This window comes from Streptomyces sp. NPDC001927, assembly GCF_053594455.1.
The window spans coordinates 236,871-257,124 of the sequence record NZ_JBSFEN010000012.1; the positions used below are offsets into that span (position 1 = coordinate 236,871).

16 protein-coding genes are annotated in these 20,254 nt (G+C 72.4%); 10 read left to right on the forward strand and 6 right to left on the reverse strand.

The genetic code is table 11. The annotated features are described in order from the left end of the window. Positions 1-9 precede the first annotated feature (9 nt). Both ACWCO8_RS30620 and ACWCO8_RS30625 read right to left on the reverse strand, forming a co-directional pair. The gene (locus ACWCO8_RS30620) at positions 10-2,097 is read right to left on the reverse strand and encodes a YhgE/Pip family protein (protein WP_451034979.1); all 2,088 of its coding nucleotides are present in this window, start codon (positions 2,095-2,097) and stop codon (positions 10-12) included. After that, on the reverse strand, positions 2,069-2,998 hold the full coding sequence (locus ACWCO8_RS30625; RefSeq protein WP_451034980.1) for an ATP-binding cassette domain-containing protein: 930 nt from the start codon (positions 2,996-2,998) through the stop codon (positions 2,069-2,071). Before ACWCO8_RS30625 ends, ACWCO8_RS30620 begins: the two co-directional genes overlap by 29 nt. 164 nt (positions 2,999-3,162) lie before the next feature. Here ACWCO8_RS30625 and ACWCO8_RS30630 point away from each other — a divergent pair, with 164 nt between their 5' ends. The 3 genes from ACWCO8_RS30630 to ACWCO8_RS30640 all read left to right on the forward strand — a co-directional run bounded on the left by ACWCO8_RS30630 (position 3,163) and on the right by ACWCO8_RS30640 (position 5,175). Next, positions 3,163-3,633 (forward strand): SAV_6107 family HEPN domain-containing protein, encoded by a 471-nt coding sequence (locus ACWCO8_RS30630; protein ID WP_362013324.1) that lies wholly within the window; start codon positions 3,163-3,165, stop codon positions 3,631-3,633. 79 nt (positions 3,634-3,712) lie between these two features. After that, positions 3,713-4,501: a class I SAM-dependent methyltransferase gene (locus ACWCO8_RS30635; RefSeq protein ID WP_451034981.1), complete on the forward strand. Its 789-nt coding sequence runs from the start codon at positions 3,713-3,715 to the stop codon at positions 4,499-4,501. Positions 4,502-4,770: 269 nt separating this feature from the next. Further along, positions 4,771-5,175: a DUF3040 domain-containing protein gene (locus ACWCO8_RS30640; protein ID WP_362013321.1), complete on the forward strand. Its 405-nt coding sequence runs from the start codon at positions 4,771-4,773 to the stop codon at positions 5,173-5,175. Positions 5,176-5,377: 202 nt separating this feature from the next. On the opposite strand, the gene ACWCO8_RS30645 is transcribed toward ACWCO8_RS30640, so the two are convergent. The 4 genes from ACWCO8_RS30645 to ACWCO8_RS30660 all read right to left on the reverse strand — a co-directional run bounded on the left by ACWCO8_RS30645 (position 5,378) and on the right by ACWCO8_RS30660 (position 10,907). After that, positions 5,378-7,804 carry a transglutaminase TgpA family protein gene (locus tag ACWCO8_RS30645; protein ID WP_451034982.1) on the reverse strand — a complete coding sequence of 809 codons (2,427 nt, stop codon included), beginning with the start codon at positions 7,802-7,804 and terminating at the stop codon, positions 5,378-5,380. Next, positions 7,801-9,177: a DUF58 domain-containing protein gene (locus ACWCO8_RS30650; RefSeq protein WP_451034983.1), complete on the reverse strand. Its 1,377-nt coding sequence runs from the start codon at positions 9,175-9,177 to the stop codon at positions 7,801-7,803. The genes ACWCO8_RS30645 and ACWCO8_RS30650 overlap by 4 nt, the downstream gene beginning before the upstream one ends. After that, positions 9,177-10,196 (reverse strand): AAA family ATPase, encoded by a 1,020-nt coding sequence (locus ACWCO8_RS30655; protein ID WP_362013316.1) that lies wholly within the window; start codon positions 10,194-10,196, stop codon positions 9,177-9,179. The genes ACWCO8_RS30650 and ACWCO8_RS30655 overlap by 1 nt, the downstream gene beginning before the upstream one ends. Before the next feature lie 180 nt (positions 10,197-10,376). Then, positions 10,377-10,907: a beta-class carbonic anhydrase gene (locus ACWCO8_RS30660; RefSeq protein ID WP_362013315.1), complete on the reverse strand. Its 531-nt coding sequence runs from the start codon at positions 10,905-10,907 to the stop codon at positions 10,377-10,379. Between the two features lie 312 nt (positions 10,908-11,219). Between ACWCO8_RS30660 and rsmH the strand changes: the two genes are divergently transcribed. The 7 genes from rsmH to murD are packed head-to-tail and all read left to right on the forward strand — an operon-like array spanning position 11,220 to position 20,243. After that, positions 11,220-12,179 (forward strand): 16S rRNA (cytosine(1402)-N(4))-methyltransferase RsmH, encoded by a 960-nt coding sequence (gene rsmH / locus ACWCO8_RS30665; protein WP_362013314.1) that lies wholly within the window; start codon positions 11,220-11,222, stop codon positions 12,177-12,179. After that, positions 12,176-12,682: an FtsB family cell division protein gene (locus ACWCO8_RS30670; RefSeq protein WP_451034984.1), complete on the forward strand. Its 507-nt coding sequence runs from the start codon at positions 12,176-12,178 to the stop codon at positions 12,680-12,682. Before rsmH ends, ACWCO8_RS30670 begins: the two co-directional genes overlap by 4 nt. A gap of 5 nt (positions 12,683-12,687) precedes the next feature. Further along, positions 12,688-14,676, forward strand: coding sequence for a peptidoglycan D,D-transpeptidase FtsI family protein (locus tag ACWCO8_RS30675; protein ID WP_451034985.1), 1,989 nt, complete (start codon positions 12,688-12,690; stop codon positions 14,674-14,676). A gap of 16 nt (positions 14,677-14,692) precedes the next feature. Next, positions 14,693-16,342: a UDP-N-acetylmuramoyl-L-alanyl-D-glutamate--2,6-diaminopimelate ligase gene (locus ACWCO8_RS30680; RefSeq protein ID WP_451034986.1), complete on the forward strand. Its 1,650-nt coding sequence runs from the start codon at positions 14,693-14,695 to the stop codon at positions 16,340-16,342. Positions 16,343-16,345: 3 nt separating this feature from the next. Beyond that, positions 16,346-17,770: a UDP-N-acetylmuramoyl-tripeptide--D-alanyl-D-alanine ligase gene (locus tag ACWCO8_RS30685; protein ID WP_362015875.1), complete on the forward strand. Its 1,425-nt coding sequence runs from the start codon at positions 16,346-16,348 to the stop codon at positions 17,768-17,770. Then, positions 17,767-18,837, forward strand: coding sequence for a phospho-N-acetylmuramoyl-pentapeptide-transferase (mraY, locus tag ACWCO8_RS30690; protein ID WP_189802264.1), 1,071 nt, complete (start codon positions 17,767-17,769; stop codon positions 18,835-18,837). The genes ACWCO8_RS30685 and mraY overlap by 4 nt, the downstream gene beginning before the upstream one ends. After that, the gene (murD, locus tag ACWCO8_RS30695) at positions 18,819-20,243 is read left to right on the forward strand and encodes a UDP-N-acetylmuramoyl-L-alanine--D-glutamate ligase (protein ID WP_451034987.1); all 1,425 of its coding nucleotides are present in this window, start codon (positions 18,819-18,821) and stop codon (positions 20,241-20,243) included. Before mraY ends, murD begins: the two co-directional genes overlap by 19 nt. Positions 20,244-20,254: the final 11 nt, after the last annotated feature.

Below are 20,254 nucleotides of genomic sequence, written 5' to 3' on the forward strand. Positions count from 1 at the left end.
CCGGTGGTGTCACAGGCTCAGATCGGGGTGCAGCCGGTCGAGCGTCCAGACCTGCTTGCGCCGGGCCGACACGGCGGTCAACGCGAGCGCCCCGAGCGTGAACGCGGCGAGCACCGCGCACGCCTGCCAGACGGGTCCGATCCCGCCGCCCGAGATCAGCCGGCGCAGCGACTCGACCACGTAGCTCATCGGCAGGAAGGGGTGGATGGCGTTGAAGAAGCCGGGGCTGGTCTGCACCGGGTACGTGCCGCCCGCCGAGGTCAGCTGGAGCATCAGCACGGCGAGCACCAGGATCCGGCCCGCCGCGCCGAAGCGGGCGTTGAGCCACTGGATGATCGCGGCGAAGCAGCAGGTCACCAGGGCGAGGAAGCCGACCGTTCCGGCGGCCCTCGCCATCTGCAGGCCGAGACCCCAGTGCAGGACCGACATCAGCGCGGCGACCTGGAGCAGCCCGATGGCCGCGACGGGCAGCCAGCCGGCCAGGGCGATCCGCCAGGCGGAGGCACCGGCGGCGAGCGCGCGCCGGTTGAGCGGCTGGATGAGCATGTACGCCACCATCGCGCCGACCCAGAGGGAGAGCGGGATGAAGTACGGGGCGAAACCGGTGCCGTAGTTGGGCGCCTTGTGGAGCGACTGGGAGGCCAACTCGACCGGGTCCGCCATGACCTCCGTACGCCGGTCGCGCTCGTCCTTGTCGTAGTCGGGGATCTTGGTGACCCCGTCCTTCAGGCCGGTGGCCAGCTCGCCCGAGCCGTCGGCCAGCTTGAACAGCCCGCCGTCGAGGTCCCCGGCGCCCTTCTTCAGCTTGCCGACGCCGGTGTCGAGGTTCACCGAGCCGCCCTTGGCGCTGGTGAGGCCCGTGTGGAGCTCGTCGGCGCCCTTGGCGACCTTCTGGGCGCCCTCGTTCAGCTTGTTGATCTTCTTGACGGCGTCCTCGAGGTCGGTGTCGAGGTGCGGGGCCGCCTTGGCGACCTCGGCGGCCTGCTTCTGGACGGTGGCGAGCTTGGCGTCGAGCTTCTTCAGGTCGCCGTCGCTGTCCTTGGTCAGCTCGTGGAGATCGTCGGCGATCTTGGCCACGTCGTTCGCCGAGACCTTGGCCTCCTTGAGGACCTCGCAGGCCTTGGCGTCGGGGAGGAGCGCGTCGACGCACTGCTTCTTGTGGAGCGCCTCCAGCTTGTCGTCGGCCAGGTGCGCGGCGCTCCGCGCGAGCGGGGCGCGCCGGACCACGTCGGCCAGGTCGTTGCGGACCGCCGTGGCCGCGTCGCCGACCAGGCGTGCGGTGTCGCCGATCGCCTTGCCATTGTCCTTCAGGTACGGGCGGACCTTGGCGGCCGTCCCGTTGACCTTGTCGGCGAGCTCCTTCGTACCGGCCGCGACCTGCCGGGAGCCGGTCTCCAGCTGGCCCGCGCCCTTGTCGAGCTTCTTCAGGCCGGTGGCCAGGTTCCCGCTGCCGCTCTTGGCGTCCTTCAGCCCGTCGGCCAGGTCCTTGGAGCCCTTCTTGGCCTTGTCCACGCCGTCCTTGACGTCACCCGCGCCCTTGGCCGCCTCCGCGGTGGCCTCGTGGATGTCCGAGAAGGAGATGAAGATCTTGTCGAGGAAGGAGCGCGAGGACTTGGTCGAGGCGGCGGTGCGGACCTCGGAGAAGACCGTCCGCGAGATCTGCCCGACGATGTAGTTGTTGGCGTCGTTCGTGCGGACCTGCAGCGCGCCGGTCTCCGGGGAGTCGCCCGAACTGGAGGCGATCCGGGAGCTGAAGTCGCCGGGCATGGTCAGCGAGAGGTAGTACGTCCCGTCCTCCACGCCCTCGCGCGCCTCGGCGTCGCTCACCTGGTGCCACTCGAAGACCTTGCTCTCCAGCAGGTTCTCGGTGATGTCGGCGCCCGCGGTGATCTTCTTGCCGTCGGCGGTGGCGCCCTTGTCCTCGTTGACGAGCGCGACGGGTATCCGGTCGAGCCTGCTGTAGGGGTCCCAGAAGGACCAGAGGTACAGCGCGCCGTACAGCAGCGGCAGCAGCAGAATCGCGACGAGCGCGGCGCGCGGCAGCTTCCCCCTGCCGAACCGCTTCAGCTCAAGCGCGGCCAGTTTCGGCGAGCGCATCGGCTTCCCCCTCCTCGGTCGTGTCTTCGTCGGTGCCGGCGGCGGTGTCTTCGTCTTCGGTCTCGCCGGCCGTGGCGTCTTCGTCGGCGTCTTCGGTCTCGCCGGCGGCTTCTTCGTCGGCGCCCTCGGTGCTGTCGGCGCTCTCGGCGTCCGTGTCGCCGCCGTCCTCCGCGGTCTCCGTGGCGTCCGCCGTGCGCGGTGCGGTGGTGATCTTCAGGGCGTCTTCGGGTGCCTCGCTGCACACCGCGAGCACGGTCGTGCCCGCGTCGGCGATCGAGCGGAGGAGCTTCCAGGCCTCGGCCCGGTCGGCGGCCGAGAGCTTGAGGTCGGTGTCGTCGAGGGCGAGCAGCCGGGGGCGGCCGATCAGGGCCAGGGCCACGGAGAGGCGCAGCGCCTCCAGGCGCTCCAGGTCGCGTACGGAGGTCCGCTCGGCCTTCGGCAGGGCGTCCAGGTCGAGCCCGGCGGCCTCCAGGGCCGCGTCGATCCGCGCCTTCGCGGCGGCGGCGCGCTCGGCGGGCGGCCGGAACAGGGCCCGTACGGCGCCGTCGTACCGGCGCTGGAGCAGGGCGCGCTCGCGCAGGTGCTCGGCGACCGTGAGCGAAGGGTCGAGGTCGCTGACCCCGGGCACCGGGCCGAGCGCGCTGATCCGGCGCACGGCGGCCATCCGGCGGGGCAGCGGGAGCCCGGCGACCTCGGCGTGGCCCTCGTGGGGCTTCATCCGGCCGGTCAGCGCGAGCAGCAGACAGGTGCGGCCCGACCCGGACGGGCCCTCGATCGCGACGAGCGCGCCGGGTTCGGCCCGGAAGCCGACCTCGCGGAAGACCCAGCCGCGCGGCCCCTTCAGCCCGAATCCGTCCGCGACGACGGCGGCGCCGTGCGGCTCCTCCGGCTTCGCATCCACCGGTCCACCCCCCGTTTCCCCTTTTGAACTGACCAGTCAGTGCAAAAACTTACCCCTGGATCGGCGATCTCGGCAAAACCGCAGGTCAGCGCGATTGTCAGTGGTGCCCGTCAGGATGGACACATACGGACACCGAGCCGTCACACGACGACAGGAGGCACGTCATGAACAGCTCCTCCGCAGCCGCCGTCCACCCCGTGCTGCGCCGCCAGACCGCGCCGCCCGCAGCCCTCGATCTGCTCGCCCAGGCCGCCGCCGGTCTGGACGAGGCCGCCGGTCTCGACCGGCCCAACGAGCGGTACGCCACCGCCCACCTCGCCGCCCTCCGCACCGCCGCAGCCGTGCTCGCCGTCCGGGGCAGGCCCGAGACCAACCCGCGCAAGCGGACCCGGATCCGCAGCGCCTGGGAGGTGCTGCCGGAGATAGCGCCGGAGCTCACGGAGTGGAGCGCCCTGTTCGCCTCCGGTGCCGCCCGCCGGGCCCGCGCCGAGGCGGGCATCCCGGGCGCGGCCACCCCGAGGGACGCCGACGACCTGATCCGGGACGCCGGGATGTTCCTGCGCCTCGTCGAGCGGCTCCTCGTCCTCCAGCCCGTGCTGCCCCGCCGACCGGCCGACGGGGAAGCCACCGGGTGAGGGGCGGCTGAGCCGGGGACGGCCCGCGAGGCCATAGGGTGGGAGGCGTTCGTACACCGTCACCGAGGAGTCAACAGCCGTGTCGGACCCTTCCCCTGTCTTCGGTCGAGAGGCGTCGTCGCGCCCGTCGCGCGCCTCCCTTCGTACGGCCGTCGTCTGGGACGTCCTCAAGGACGCCCTCGACCGCCGGGTCAAGGCCACCGGGAAGGACAGCCTCGATGTCCTCGACACGGGCGGCGGCTCCGGCAACTTCGCGGTCCCGGTGGCCCGGCTCGGCCACCGGGTCACGGTCGTCGACCCCAGCCCCAACGCCCTCTTCGCGCTGGAGCGCCGGGCCGCCGAGGCCGGCGTGGCCGAGCGGGTCACCGGGGTCCAGGGCGACATCCACGGTCTCTTCGACGTGGTCGGCCGCGACGGGTACGACGTGGTGCTCTGCCACGGCGTCCTGGAGTACGTGGACGACCCGGCCGAGGGCGTACGGAACGCGGCCGCCGCACTGCGGGACGGCGGCGCCCTCAGCCTGCTCGCGGCGGGCGTCGGCGGCGCCGTCCTCGCCCGCGCGCTGGCCGGACACTTCACCGAGGCCAGGAACGCCCTCGGCGACCCCGACGGACGCTGGGGCGACGGCGACCCGGTGCCCCGGCGCTTCACCGCCGACCAGCTCACCGGGCTGGCCGGCGCGGCCGGTCTGGACGTCGGCGCGGTCCACGGCGTACGGGTCTTCGCCGACCTCGTCCCCGGTGTCCTGGTGGACACCGAGCCCGGCGCGGCGGAGGCGCTGCTCAAGCTGGAGGCCGCCGCGGCGGAGCTTCCGTCGTTCCATGCCATCGCCACCCAGTTGCACCTCCTGGGCGAGAAGCGCGCCTGATACCCGGGGGTGGTGCGCTGATCAGCGACGCAGCCGCACATGGAGTACGCCACAGAACCTCCGGTCGACGGCTTTGCCCCGTATGATCGGGGGACACGATCCGGCATGACGGGCAAGGTGCTGGGGAATCAACGCCTCAGCAACCCGACCGCGTGGCGGCCCGGATTGACGAATAGGCGTTGAGGGCGGGTTTCACGGGGGCGAATCCCTGCCTATCCTGAAAGGGCCGCATCCCGGTCGCCCCCGCGACCGACGACTAGGAGGACTCCGTGCCGCTCTCGGAGCACGAGCAGCGAATGCTCGAGCAGATGGAGCGAGCGCTGTACGCCGAAGATCCCAAGTTCGCGACAGCGCTCGAGGGAAGCGGGCTGCGTACGTACACCCGGCGACGGGTCTACCAGGCAGTCGCCGGCTTCCTGGTGGGTATCGCGCTCCTCATGGCTGGAATGGTCGCTCAGCAGTGGTGGATCAGCGTGGTGGGGTTCCTCGTCATGCTGGGCTGCGCGGTGATGGCCGTGACAGGCTGGCGCAAGGCGCCCAAGCCGGGTGAGCAGCAGGCGAGTGCGGGGGAGGCGGCCGGTGGCCGTCGGACCCGACAGCGTCGCTCGATGATGAACCGGATCGAGGAGCGCTGGCAGCGCCGCCGCGACGAGCAGCAGGGCGGCGGCCACTGAGGCCGCGCCGAGGGCCCTGCCCCTGACAGGTGGTTTCCCGAGCGAGCCCCGTGGGCCCGGAACGCGACAACGCGTCCCGGGCCCACGGGGCTCGTCGCATGTCTCGTGGAGTTGCGACGGAGGCGTCACCCGATCCGCATCGCAACGCACGAGCGCCGGTGCCCCGCCCCCGTAAGGGCGGGCCACCGGCCCCCGGCTTGCGTCAGCCCTCGTGGCGGGACGGGCGCTGGAATCGGGCGGTCACCCGGGCCGTCAGGGCGTCGCGGCGGGCGCCCCAGGCCGTCGTCGTGGCCGACCACCAGGAGGAGGCCCGCCAGATCACCCGGACGGTCGAGCGCGGCGCCAACAGGGCCCGGAGCCGGACCCGTCGGGAGGAAACCGCCGCGAAGCCCGACCGGACCAGCGCCACCTCGTCCACGAGGCCCGTTCCCGGGCGGGGTTCGGGGGCGTAGAGCACCTGCTCGACCGCCCGCGCCACCCGGTGCACCGCGTTCGCCGGCTCGCCCTCAAGGGAGCCGAGCCGCACGATCCGCGCCGCCGTCCTGCGGGGCGTCATCGACTCGTCCGGGACCACCCCGTGGTCCCAGGCCGTGTCGTTGATCTCCTGCCACGCGGCCAGCGTCCTGGCCACCCCGTCCTCCGCCGTACGGCCAGGGGAGCCGAGCCGCCGGGCCCGTACCCGGGTCCGGTACAGCAACGGCGACAGCGGGATCAGCAGCGCCACCACGACCCCCAGGGTCACCAGCGCCACCGTCAGGAGATCCGGGCCGCCGCCGTCCGACGCGTCGGCGCCCGCCGGCTCGTCCTGGCCGCACTCGCCCTGCCGGCGCATCTGCGCCGGGCAGCTCTCCGAGGTTCTCGGCGCCGCGGACGGCGTCGCCGACGCGCTCGTCGACGGCTGCGCCGACTCGCTCGGCGTGCCCGAGGGGGACTGCTCACGCGTGTACTCCGGCGTGGAGCCGCGGGACGGGGTCGGCTCGAACCGGGTCCACCCCGCGCCCTCGAAATACAGCTCGGGCCAGGCGTGGGCGTCCCGGATGCCGACCGACATCGTGCCGTCGGACTGCCGGCTGCCCGGCATGAAGCCGACCGCCACCCGCGCCGGGATCCCGAGCGAGCGGGCCATCGCCGCCATCGAGAACGAGAAGTGGACGCAGAAGCCCTCCCGGCGCTCCAGGAAGCGCGAGATGGCCTGGACTCCCGTACCGGACTCGACCTCGACGTCGTAGCGGAAGCCGCCGTCCGTCGTGAACCAGTCCTGGAGCTTCACCGCCCGCTCGTAGTCGTTCCGGGCGCCCTTCGTGACCTGCAGCGCCGTCGCCCGGACGTCGAGCGGCAGCGAGTCGGGGACCTTGGTGTACTCCGTACGGAGCGCCTCCGGCGCCGGCGGGGCCGCCGCCAGCTGCTGGGCCGTCGGCCGGACGTCCAGGCTGGTCACCGTGTACCGGGCGCCCTTGGTGTTCTGCCCGTCGTCGCCGACGAGCATCCGCCCCGCCGGTTCGTACCGCCAGCGCCCGCCGATCTCCACCCGGTCCGCCGGGAAGGGCATCGGCAGCCACTTCTGCTCGTACGTCGGGGAGGCGACGAAGTTGCCCGTCACCTCGACCGTGCGGACCTGGTCGCTCAGCCCGGCCGGCCGGGGCAGCCGCTCGGGCACGTCCTGGATCGGCCGGACCGAGGACTTCCACGACGTGCCGTCGAACTGGTCGAGCGCCACGAGCCGCAGATACATGCCGCTCGTGTCGGTCGCGTTCGTCCGGTAGCGGAGCACCTCGCGGTCCTCGGGCTGGCGGAGGTTGTCCTGGAGCGAGACCAGCGGGTTGACCGCCGAGATCGTGCCGCCCTTGCCCCGGTCGCCGGGGCCCGCGCCCGCGCCGAACAGGCCGCCCGAGAGCGTGGGCAGCACGGCCGGAACGGCCAGCGCGACACCCATGGCGAGCACGCCGATCCGCCGACCGGTCCGCACGGCGGCGAGCGCCTTCCCGCCCCCGCCCCCGGAGCCGGCCGGCGTCCCCGGACTGCCGGCCCGTGCCGCGCCGCCGAAGACCCGGCCCCACTGCGAGAGCCGGTCCCGGCTCTCGGCCAGGAGCAGCAGGAGGTAGCCGGAGGCCGCGAGCAGGAACCAGATCCAGCTCGCCCCGCCCTCGGAGAGCCCCGCGGCCACCGAGTACAGCGCGAGCAGCGGCAGGCCCGCGGGGGCCGCGCTGCGGAAGGTCACCGCGACGGTGTCCACCAGGAGCCCGATCAGGAGCACGCCGCTGACCACCATCAGCCGGATGCCGTCGGTGTCCGGGGCGGGCGGGGCGTACGTGCCGACGTCGTTGGCGCCCGCCTGGAACAGCGCGGCGAACCGCTCGAAGGCCTGCGGCCCCGGCAGGATGCCGAGCAGCGCCTCCTGTCGGGCGAAGACCAGGGTCAGCGCGAGGAGCGTGACGACGAACTGGGCCGCCACCGTCAGCGGCCTGGCCAGCGGCACGCGCCGGGTCAGCGCGCCGACCCCGCTCTGCAGCGCGAGCAGGAACGCCGCCGTGAAGATCCACGTCGACGGGTTCACCAGCGGCAGGAGCGCGCCCGCCGCCATCAGCGTGGCCGCGTAGGCGCCCAGTGTCAGCCGCCCGCGGCCGCTCATGCCCAACCTCCGTACGTGTCACCCGGGGCGCTCTCCGCCCGGATGCCGCTCGCCTGCCGCCACAGCTCGGCGAGCCTGGCCCCCGGGGGCACGGCCAGCGCCGTCCACCCGGCCTCGCGCAGCTGCCGCAGCCGCTCGTCGACCGCACCGGCCACGGCGCCGCCGGTCAGCCATGTCCCGGAGTCCAGGATGAAGGCGACGGCCGCGCCGCCGCGCTGGCGCATCCGGGCGGCCAGCGCGGCCTGCTCCTCGTCGATGTCGCCGACGAAGGCGACCAGTAGGCCTTCGTTCCCCCCGCGCAGCACGTCGTACGCGCGGGAGAGCCCGGCCCCGTCGGAGTGGTCCACGACGGCCAGGGCGTCCATCATCAGCCCGGCCGCCTCGGCCGAGTCCTGCGAGGTGCCCGCGAAGCCCTCGGCGCCCTCGCCGGGCACCGCCGTGCCCGTGTCGGTGAGGAGCCGTACCGAGAAGCCCCGCTCCAGCATGTGGACCAGGACGGAGGCCGCGCCGGACACCGCCCACTCGAAGGCCGAGTCCGGGCCCGCGCCCTGATAGGCGATCGCGCGGGTGTCCAGCAGCACCGTGCAGCGGGCCCGCTGCGGCTGCTCCTCACGGCGCACCATCAGCTCGCCGTAGCGCGCGGTGGACCGCCAGTGCACCCGGCGCAGGTCGTCGCCGTGGCGGTAGGCGCGCGGAATGATGTCGTCGTCCCCGGCCAGCGCCAGCGAGCGCAGGGAGCCGTCGCCGTACCCCGACGCCTCGCCGGTCAGCTTCACCGCGGGCAGCGCCTCGGTCCTGGGGACGACGGTCAGGGTGTCGTACGCGCTGAACGAGCGGGTCAGCTCGCACATCCCGAACGGGTCGTTCAGCCGCAGCTGGAGCGGCCCGAGCGGGAACCGGCCGCGCAGATCGGAGCGGACCCGGTACGACACCTCGCGCCGGCCGCCCGCCTCGACCCGGTCCAGGACGAACCGGGGCCGCGGCCCGAGCATGTACGGGACGTGGTCCTGGAGCATGAGCAGCCCGGTGGGCAGCTTGGAGACGTTGTCCATCCGCAGGTGGACGCGGGCCTCCGAGCCGACCGCCACCCGCTGCGGGGAGAGCCGCCGGCTGCCCGCGACCCGGTAGCGGGTGCGGTGGAGCACGCCGACGCAGATCAGCGGCAGCGCGGCGAGCAGCAGCCCGACACGCAGCAGGTCGCCCTGGCCGAGGACGTAGGCGCAGATCCCGGCGGCGACCCCGGCGGCCAGGAAGGACCGGCCGCGCGTGGTGAGACCGCTCAGGGCGGCGCGCAGACCGGTCGGATCCTCACCCGGGCGACCGTCCCGGTCGTCGTCGCCCCGCTGCCCCTCCGGCGCGGCGGAGGTGGCCATCACAGCGGCCGGACGCCGGGCTGCTGCTGGCCGTAGTGCGGGCCGGCGGGCGGCGCCGCGGCGGGGACGGGCGTGCGCTGCAGGATGTCGCGGACGACCTGCTCCGAGGTGCGCCGGTTCAGCTGGGCCTGCGCCGTCGGCAGCAGCCGGTGGGCGAGGACGGGCACGGCGAGGGCCTGGAGGTCGTCCGGCAGGACGTACTCGCGGCCGCTCAGCGCGGCGGACGCCTTGGCGGCGCGCAGCAGGTGCAGCGTGGCCCGCGGGGAGGCGCCGAGCCGCAGGTCCGGGTGGGTGCGGGTGGCGGCGACGACGTCCACGGCGTACCGGCGGACGGAGTCGGCGACGTGGACCGCCCGTACCGCGTCGATCAGCTTGACGATGTCGTGGGCGTGCGCGACGGGCTGCAGGTCGTCGAGCGGGTTGACCGCCCCGTGGATGTCGAGCATCTGGAGCTCGGCCTCCGCGCTGGGGTAGCCGATGGAGACCCGGGCCATGAAGCGGTCGCGCTGCGCCTCGGGGAGCGGGTACGTGCCCTCCATCTCCACCGGGTTCTGCGTGGCCACCACCATGAACGGGCTCGGCAGCTCGTACGTCTGCCCGTCCACCGTGACCTGCCGCTCCTCCATGGACTCCAGGAGCGCGGACTGGGTCTTCGGCGACGCGCGGTTGATCTCGTCGCCGATCACGATCTGGGCGAAGATCGCGCCCGGCTTGAACTCGAAGTCACGCCGCTGCTGGTCGAAGATCGACACGCCCGTGATGTCCGAGGGCAGCAGATCGGGCGTGAACTGGATGCGGCGCACCGAGCAGTCGATGGACCGCGCCAGCGTCTTGGCCAGCATCGTCTTGCCGACGCCGGGGACATCCTCGATCAGAAGATGTCCCTCGGCGAGCAGCACGGTCAGCGAAAGCCGTACGACCTCAGGCTTGCCCTCGATCACACCCTCCACCGACCTGCGGACACGCTCCGCTGTGGTGGTCAGATCTGTGAGGCTCGCTCGATCGTCATAGGTCGTCACCCGGCCCTCCTCGGCCCCTCCGTAAACACCGACACCTGCCCCCGCGGTGATTCGGGGGGTGTCACCCGAGCATTCTTGTTGCCCTGGCCGGGTTGTGTCACTTGGCTGTGGACAAGTGGGATCGATATGCCGGGGTTTGCTCTGTTGCGCCCAGGAGATCGGGCAGGAGATCGGGGCCGATCAGGCCGGGTCGATCTCACGGAGCAGACCGGTGGTCACGTCGAAGACGAAGCCCCGGACGTCCTCGGTGTGCAGCAGGAACGGCGAGGTGCGCACCCGCTGCATCGACTGCCGGACGTCCTGCTCGACATCGCGGAAGGACTCCACGGCCCAGGCCGGCCGCTGGCCGACCTCCATCTCGATGTCGTGCCGGAACTCCTCGGTGAGGGACTCCAGGCCGCAGCCGGTGTGGTGGATGAGCACCACGCTGCGCGTGCCGAGGGCGCGCTGGCTGATCGTGAGGGAGCGGATCACGTCGTCGGTGACCACACCGCCCGCGTTGCGGATGGTGTGGCAGTCGCCGAGTGAGAGGCCGAGCGCGGCGTGCAGGTCGAGCCGGGCGTCCATGCAGGCGACGACGGCCACGTTCAGGACGGGTCGGGCGTCCATGCCCGGGTCGGCGAAGTCGGCGGCGTATCGCGCGTTGGCCTCGACGAGGCGGTCGGTGACGGTACCGGCGGATTCGGCGGAGAAGTGCGCAGAGGTCGACATGTTGATGACGGTAGTGGTCACGTGCGTGACAAGCCCGCTGTGAGAGCGGACAAAGAACATCAATGAGCCTTGTTGTGAGGTAACCCACAGGAAGGAGAAGGCGAGGTCCATCCGGGTGAGTCGACATGAATGTCCGGCTCCGCTCGAAGGCCCGCGCGACGCGCCAGCCGGTTGATTGACCGTCGGGGTCAGTGGACTAAAGTGACGCGGAGTTTGACGGAGACAATGAGCGATTTCCGCAGTTTCTCCCCCGCGTGTGCGGCGGATGCGTAGCGGCCGCGCCGAATCTGAGCCGAATTCTGAGAGGGCGCATTGAGCAACGACCGACACGTCCCGGTGATGCTCCAGCGGTGCCTGGACATGTTGGCCCCCGCACTGGAGCGCCCCGGCGCGGTCGTCGTCGACTGCACCCTCGGCCTCGGCGGGCACAGCGAGGCGCTGCTCAAGCGGTTCCCCGAGGCGCGCCTGGTCGCGCTCGACCGGGACAAGGAGGCGCTGCGTCTCTCCGGCGAGCGGCTCGCCCCGTACGGGGAGCGCGCGAACCTCGTCCACGCGGTCTACGACGAACTGCCCGAGGTCCTCGACCGGCTCGGCGTCCCGCGCGTCGACGGCATCCTCTTCGACCTGGGCGTCTCCTCCATGCAGCTCGACGAGGCCGACCGCGGCTTCGCGTACGCGCAGGACGCGCCGCTCGACATGCGCATGGACCAGACGACCGGGGTCAGCGCGGCGGAGGTCCTCAACACCTACCCGGCCGGCGAACTGGTCCGGATCCTGCGGGCGTACGGCGAGGAGAAGCAGGCCAAGCGGATCGTCTCGGCGATCGTGCGCGAGCGCGACAAGGAGCCGTTCACCAACAGCGCCCGCCTGGTCGAGCTGATCCGGGACGCGCTCCCGCAGGCGGCCAAGCGCACCGGCGGCAACCCGGCCAAGCGCACCTTCCAGGCCCTGCGTATCGAGGTCAACGGCGAACTGACGGTCCTTGAGCGGGCGATCCCGGCGGCCGTGAAGGCGCTCGCAGTGGGCGGCCGGATCGCGGTCCTGTCGTACCACTCCCTGGAGGACCGGCTGGTCAAGCAGGTCTTCGCGGCGGGCGCGGCCAACACCGCGCCGCCCGGCCTGCCGGTGGTCCCGGAGCAGTACCAGCCCCGCCTGAAGCTCCTCACCCGCGGCGCGGAACTCCCCACCGAGGAGGAGATCGCCGAGAACCGCCGCGCGGCCCCGGCCCGGCTCCGAGGGGCTCAGCGCATCCGGGAGGATGTGCCCGCATGACGACGAAGGGGCCGCTCAAAGGGCGGGCCGCGCGGCTCGGGCGGCTGATGCCGTCGGGGCCGAGCAGTGCGGCCCGTACCCCCTTCGTCCTGCTCGTCGTCGTGCTCCTCGGCGGCGGGCTCATCACGCTCCTGCTGCTGAACTCCGCCCTCAACCAGGGCTCCTTCAAGCTGCGCGACCTCAAGAACCGCACGACCGAGCTGACCGACGAGGAGCAGGCCCTCCAGCGGGACGTGGACGACCGCTCCGCGCCCGACGCGCTGGAGCGGCGGGCCCGTGAGCTCGGCATGGTTCCCGGCGGCAGCCCGGCCTTCCTGGAGCCGGACGGGACGGTCAAGGGCAAGCCGTCCAAGGCCTCGGCCCCGAAGCCCGACCCGACGCCGACCACGAAGCCCGTCCCCACGGCGACGGCCACCCCGAGCGGCCTGCCGCCCGCGAGCCCCACCACGGCGCCACCGCCCGCGCCCACGACCGCGCCCGCCCCGACGAACTCCGGCAGGTGACCTCAGTGCCCCCCAAGGAGCCCCCGCGCCGCCGCGTGCCCGGCCCCGCGCACCCCGGCCGCCCGGCCCGCCCCCGGCCCTCGGCCGCCGCACGTCCGGCCGCCGGCGCCCGCTCCGGCGCCCCGCGCAGGCCCGCGCCCCGCCCGCCGGCGCGGAAGGTGCGCACGATCCGGCTCGGCAGCCCCAAGCCCCGGCTGCGGCTCGTCTCCCTGGGCCTGACCCTCGTCATGCTGGCCTTCGTCGTCCGGCTGCTCCAGGTGCAGGCCGTCGACGCGAACACGCTGGCCGCCAAGGCCGAGGCCCACCGCTTCCAGGAGTACACGCTCTCCGCCGAGCGGGGCGAGATCACCGACCGCTCCGGAGTCGCGCTCGCCTCCAGCGTCGACGCGTACGACATCACCGCCGACCCCAAGCTCTTCACCCTCGAGGACAGCAAGGTCAAGGACGCCCCCGAGCAGGCCGCCGCGCTCCTCGCGCCGCTCCTGGGCAAGGAGCCCGCGGAGCTCGCCAAGAAACTCCGTACCCCCAAGTCCCGCTACACCCTGCTCGCCCGTAAGCAGACCCCCCAGGTCTGGAACCAGATCAAGGACCTCAAGAAGGTCTACGGGGAGAAGGCCAAGGCCTCCGCGGGCGGCAACGGGATCAACCTGCTCGGCGGGATCCTCAGCGAGCCCAGCACCAAGCGCGTGTACCCCAACGGGGAGCTGGCCGCCGGGATACTGGGGTACGTCAACGCCGAGGGCCGGGGCGCCAGCGGCCTGGAGTCCCAGCTCGACAAGGAGCTGGCGGGTGAGGACGGCAAGATCAAGTTCGCCCAGTCCGGCGGGCGCCAGGTGCCCACCGCGGGCTCCCAGGGCACCCCGGCCGTGCCCGGCTCCGACATCGAGCTGACCATCGACCGGGACATCCAGTGGGCCGCGCAGAAGGCCATCACCGAGCAGGTGCGGAAGTCCAAGGCCGACCGCGGCTACGTGATAGTGCAGAACACGAGGACCGGCGAGGTCCTGGCCATGGCCAACGCCCCCGGCTTCGACCCCAACGACCTCTCCGCGGCCAACGCCGCCGCGATGGGCAACGCGGCCCTCCAGGACGCCTACGAGCCCGGCTCCACCAGCAAGGTCATGTCCATGGCCGCCGTCCTGGAGGAGGGCGTGGCGACCCCCGACACCCATGTCGTCGTGCCCAACCGGCTGCACCGCGGCGACCGGAGCTTCAAGGACGACATCGTCCACCCGACCTGGTACCTGACGCTCAACGGCGTCCTCGCCAAGTCCAGCAACATCGGCACGATCCTGGCGGCCGGCCAGCTCGGCAAGACCCAGGCCGAGGCCAACCAGGTCCTCCACTCCTACCTGCGCAAGTTCGGCATCGGCAGCCCCACCGGACTCGGCTACCCCGGCGAGACCCCGGGCATCCTCGCCAAGCCCCAGGACTGGTCGACCTCGCAGCAGTACACGATCCCCTTCGGCCAGGGACTGTCGATCAACGCCATGCAGGCCACCTCGGTCTACTCGACCATCGCCAACGGAGGCGTACGGATCGAGCCGACGCTCGTCCGCGGCACCAAGGGGCCCGACGGCAGGTTCACCCCGGCGCCCGCCCCGGAGCAGACCCGGGTGGTCAGCGAGAAGACCGCCAAGTCCCTCGCGCAGATGCTGGAGTCCGTGGTCGACGACCGCGAGGGCACCGGCACCAAGGCGCGCATCCCCGGCTACCGGGTCGCGGGCAAGACGGGCACCGCCAACCGCTTCGACCCCGAACGCGGCGGCTACTGGGGGTACACGGCCTCCTTCGCCGGGTTCGCGCCCGCCGACGACCCGCGGATCACGGTCTACTGCGCGATCCAGAACCCCACCAAGGGCAGCGAATTCGGCGGCCAGATCTGCGGCCCCATCTACAAGAAGGTCATGGAGTTCGCCCTCAAGACGCTCCATGTCGCCCCCACCGGCAGCGAGCCCGCCCGACTGCCGGTCACGTTCAAGGACAGCGAGTGAAACCCCGGGAGCACCAGTGAGCACGATCACCCCCGATTCCGGGAACCGGAAATCGAACTCCGGCGACGCCCGGGCCTCTTTTGGCCCCGCGGCGGGTGGGCCCGGTACGCTCACCGCCGTGCCACACGCTGATCAGTACCGAACCACCCCGCCCCGCCCGGAGCAGGCCCGCCCGACACCCCTGGGCGACCTGGCCGCACGGCTCGGAATCGAGACGCCCGGCGACACGGACGTCACGGGCATCACCCACGACTCGCGGGCGGTACGCCCCGGCGACGTCTACGCGGCCCTCCCCGGCGCCCGGCTGCACGGCGCCGACTTCGCCGACCAGGCCGCCGGTCTCGGCGCCGCCGCGATCCTCACCGACCCGGCCGGCGCCGACCGCGCCGCCGCGACCGGCCTGCCGGTCCTGGTCGTGGAGGAGCCGCGCGGCCGGATGGGCGAGCTCGCCGCGGAGATCTACGGCCGGCCGGGTGAGGACCTCCTCCAGATCGGCATCACCGGCACCTCCGGGAAGACCACCACCGCCTACCTGGTGGAGGGCGGCCTCAAGGCGGCCGGCCGCAGGAGCGGCCTCATCGGCACGGTCGAGATGCGGATCGGCGACGAGCGCATCAAGTCCGAACGGACGACCCCCGAGGCCACCGACCTCCAGGCGCTCTTCGCCGTCATGCGCGAACGCGGTGTCGAGGCGGTCGCCATGGAGGTCTCCAGCCACGCGCTCGTGCTCGGCCGGGTCGACGGCTGCGTCTTCGACGTCGCCGTCTTCAACAACCTCAGCCCGGAGCACATGGAGTTCCACTCCGACATGGAGGACTACTTCCAGGCCAAGGCGCGGCTGTTCACGCCCGAGCGCAGCAAGCGGGGCGTGGTCAACCTCGACGACGCGTACGGCCGCAGGCTCTCCACGGAGTCCGGCGTCCCCGTCGTCACCTTCTCCGCCGAGGGCCACCCGGACGCCGACTGGCGCGCCGAGTCCGTCGAGATCGGCTCCCACGGCTCCACGTTCACCGTCCTCGGCCCCGAGGGCGAGCGGATCTCCGCCGCCGCCCCGCTGCCCGGCCCGTTCAACGTCGCCAACACCCTGGCCGCGATCGTCACCCTGGCCGTCGCCGGGATCGACCCGCAGACCGCCGCCGACGGCATCGCCGCCGTGCCCGGCGTCCCGGGCCGCCTGGAGCGCGTCGACGCCGGCCAGCCGTACCTCGCGGTCGTCGACTACGCCCACAAGACGGACGCCGTCGAATCGGTCCTGCGCTCGCTGCGCAAGGTCACCGAGGGCAAGCTGCACATCGTCCTCGGCTGCGGAGGCGACCGGGACACCACCAAGCGCGGACCGATGGGCGCCGCCGCGGCGCGCCTCGCCGACACCGCCGTACTGACCTCCGACAACCCCCGTTCCGAGGACCCCCTCGCGATCCTGGCCGCGATGCTCGCGGGCGCCGCAGAGGTGCCCGCCCACGAGCGCGGCGACGTCCTGGTCGACGCCGACCGGGCCTCCGCCATCGCGGCGGTCGTGGCCCGCGCGCAGTCGGGCGACACCGTGCTCGTCGCCGGCAAGGGCCACGAGCAGGGCCAGGACATCGCCGGGGTGGTCCGCCCCTTCGACGACCGCCAGGTCCTGCACGAAGCGATTGAACGCAGCCTCAAGAACAGTCAGGGATAAGTTGTGATCGCCCTCTCTCTCGCCGAGATCGCCGAAATCGTCGGCGGGCAGTCGTACGACATACCGGATCCGGCCGTCCGGATCACCGGTCCCGTCGTCATCGACTCCCGTGAGGTGAAGCCCGGCAGCCTGTTCGCCGCCTTCGCCGGCGAACAGGTCGACGGCCACGACTACGCGGCCCGCGCCGTCGAGGCGGGCGCGGCAGCCGTGCTGGCCGCCCGCCCCGTCGGTGTGCCCGCGATCGTCGTGGACGACGTCCAGGCGGCGCTCGGCGCGCTCGCCCGCGCCGTCGTCGAACGCCTCGGCACCGATGTCGTCGCGCTGACCGGCTCGGCCGGCAAGACCTCCACCAAGGACCTGATCGCCCAGGTCCTGGAGCGCCACGCGCCCACCGTCTGGACGCCCGGCTCGCTCAACAACGAGATCGGGCTGCCGCTGACGGCGCTGCGCGCGAGCGACGACACCCAGCACCTCGTCCTCGAGATGGGCGCCCGCGGCATCGGTCACATCCGCTACCTCACCGGACTGACCCCGCCGCGGATCGGACTCGTCCTGAACGTGGGCACCGCCCACATCGGCGAGTTCGGCGGCCGCGAGCAGATCGCCCAGGCGAAGGGCGAACTCGTCGAGGCCCTGCCGCCCGCCGACAAGGGCGGAGTGGCGGTCCTCAACGCCGACGACCCCCTCGTCCGCGCCATGGCCGCACGGACCCACGCGCGCGTGACGCTGTTCGGAGAGTCGGACGAAGCGGTCGTACGTGCCGAGAACGTGCACCTCACCGCTGCCGGACAGCCCTCATTCCGGCTTCACACACCCACCGGGTGCAGTGACGTGACCTTGCGCCTGTACGGTGAGCACCACGTGTCGAACGCGCTCGCCGCGGCCGCCGTCGCCCATGAGCTGGGCATGCCCGTGGAGGAGATCGCCACCGCGCTCTCCGAGGCGGGCACCCTGTCGCGCTGGCGCATGGAGGTCACCGAGCGTCCGGACGGCGTGACGATCGTCAACGACGCCTACAACGCGAACCCCGAGTCCATGCGAGCCGCTCTGCGCGCGCTCGCGGCCATGGGCCGGGCCGCACAGGCCCAGGGGGGCCGTACGTGGGCGGTGCTCGGCAAGATGGCCGAGCTCGGGGACGCATCGCTCGCCGAGCACGACGCGGTCGGACGGCTGGCCGTCCGGCTCAACGTCAGCAAGCTCGTCGCGGTCGGGGACAGGGAAGCGTCCTGGTTGCAACTGGGCGCATATAACGAGGGTTCGTGGGGTGAGGAGTCGGTGCACGTGTCCGACGCGCAGGCGGCGGTCGACCTGTTGCGCAGTGAGCTGCGCCCGGGGGATGTCGTCCTTGTGAAGGCGTCCAGGTCGGTCGGTCTGGAGCAGGTCGCCCTGGCTCTCCTCGACTCCGAGAGCGAGGTCACGGGCCGATGAGGCAGATCCTCTTCGCGGGCGCCATCGGGCTCTTCCTGACCCTGATCGGCACTCCGCTGCTCATCAAGCTCCTTGCCCGCAAGGGGTACGGGCAGTTCATCCGCGACGACGGCCCGCGCGGCCACGCCGGGAAGAAGGGCACGCCCACCATGGGCGGCATCTCCTTCATCCTGGCCACGCTCATCGCGTACGCCCTCGCCAAGGTCATCACCGGTGAGGACCCGACGTACTCGGGCGTCCTCGTCCTCTTCCTGATGGCCGGCATGGGTCTCGTCGGCTTCCTCGACGACTACATCAAGATCGTCAAGCAGCGGTCGCTCGGTCTGCGGGCCAAGGCGAAGATGGCCGGCCAGCTGATCGTCGGCATCGCCTTCGCCGTGCTCTCGCTGCAGTTCGCGGACCTGCGCGGGCTCACGCCCGCCTCCACGAAGCTCTCCTTCATCACGGACTTCGGCTGGGCCATCGGGCCGGTCCTGTTCGTGGTCTGGGCGCTCTTCATGATTCTCGCCATGTCCAACGGCGTGAACCTGACGGACGGTCTGGACGGCCTGGCCACCGGCGCGTCGGTGATGGTCTTCGGCGCGTACACGTTCATCGGCCTGTGGCAGTTCCAGGAGTCCTGCGCCAACGCGGTCACCCTGACCAACCCCAACGCCTGCTTCGAGGTCCGCGACCCGCTCGACCTCGCGGTCGTCGCCTCCGCCCTCATGGGTGCCTGCTTCGGCTTCCTGTGGTGGAACACCTCGCCGGCCAAGATCTTCATGGGTGACACCGGCTCGCTGGCCCTCGGCGGCGCGCTGGCCGGTCTCGCCATCTGCTCCCGTACCGAGCTGCTGCTCGCCCTGCTCGGCGGCCTGTTCGTGCTGATCACCATGTCGGTGGTCATCCAGGTCGGCTCGTTCAAGATGACCGGCAAGCGCGTCTTCCGGATGGCCCCGCTCCAGCACCACTTCGAACTCAAGGGGTGGTCGGAAGTGCTGGTCGTCGTCCGGTTCTGGATCATCCAGGGCATGTGCGTGATCGTGGGCCTGGGCCTCTTCTACGCGGGATGGGCATCCGAAAAGTGAGCTGGAACGGCAAGAGGGTCACCGTCGCGGGTCTCGGGGTCTCCGGGATCCCGGCCGCCCGCGTCCTGCACGGCCTCGGCGCCGTCGTGACCGTCGTCAACGACGGCGACGACGAGCGCTCCCGGGCGCAGGCGGAGGAGCTGCGGGCCGAGGGGATCACCGTCCGCCTCGGCGATGGCGACACCCTGCCGGAAGGCACCGAGCTGATCGTCACGACCCCCGGCTGGCGGCCCGACAAGCCGCTCTTCGCGGCCGCCGCCGAGGCGGGCGTGGAGGTCTGGGGCGACGTCGAGCTCGCGTGGCGACTCCGGGGCCCCGATGCCGCTCCTTGGCTCGCCGTCACCGGCACCAACGGCAAGACCACGACCGTCCGGATGCTCGCCTCGATCCTGGAGGCCGCCGGGCTGCGTACCGCCGCCGTCGGGAACATCGGCGTCTCGCTCCTCGACGCCGTCCTCGGCGAGGAGACGTACGACGTCCTCGCCGTCGAACTCTCCAGCTACCAGCTCCACTGGGCGCCCTCCCTGCGCGCCCACTCGGCCGTCGTGCTCAACCTGGCGCCCGACCACCTCGACTGGCACGGCTCCATGGAGGCGTACGCCGCCGACAAGGGCCGGATCTACGAGGGCAACACCGTCGCCTGCGTCTACAACGTCGCCGACAAGGCCACCGAGGACCTGGTCCGCGAGGCCGACGTCGAGGAGGGCTGCCGCGCGATCGGCTTCACCCTCGGTACGCCCGGTCCGTCCCAGCTCGGCGTCGTCGAGGACATCCTCGTCGACCGGGCCTTCGTCGAGAACCGGCAGAAGCAGGCCCAGGAGCTCGCCGACGTCGCGGACGTCCAGCCGCCCGCCCCGCACAACATCGCCAACGCGCTCGCCGCGGCCGCCCTCGCCCGCGCCTTCGGCGTCGAGCCGAAGGCCGTACGGGACGGACTGCGGGCCTTCCGGCCCGACCCGCACCGCATCGAGCTGGTCGAGGAGATCCAGGGCGTGGCCTACGTCGACGACTCCAAGGCCACCAACACCCACGCCGCGGAAGCCTCGTTGGCGGCCTACGACCCGATCGTCTGGATCGCCGGCGGCCTCGCCAAGGGTGCGACCTTCGACGAGATCGTGGCCAAGTCGGCGCAGCGGCTGCGCGGGGTCGTCCTGATCGGCGCCGACCGCGCGCTGATCCGCGAAGCCCTGGCGCGACACGCCCCCGAGGTGCCGGTCGTGGACCTCGACCGGACCGACACTGGGGCGATGTCCGAGGCGGTCCGGGAGGCGGCGCGACTCGCGCAGCCGGGCGACACCGTCCTGCTGGCCCCGGCCTGCGCCTCGATGGACATGTTCACCAACTACAACAAGCGGGGCGAGGCCTTCGCGGACGCCGTCCGCGCCCTCGCCGCGACCGGGCGCTGACCTGCGGGCAA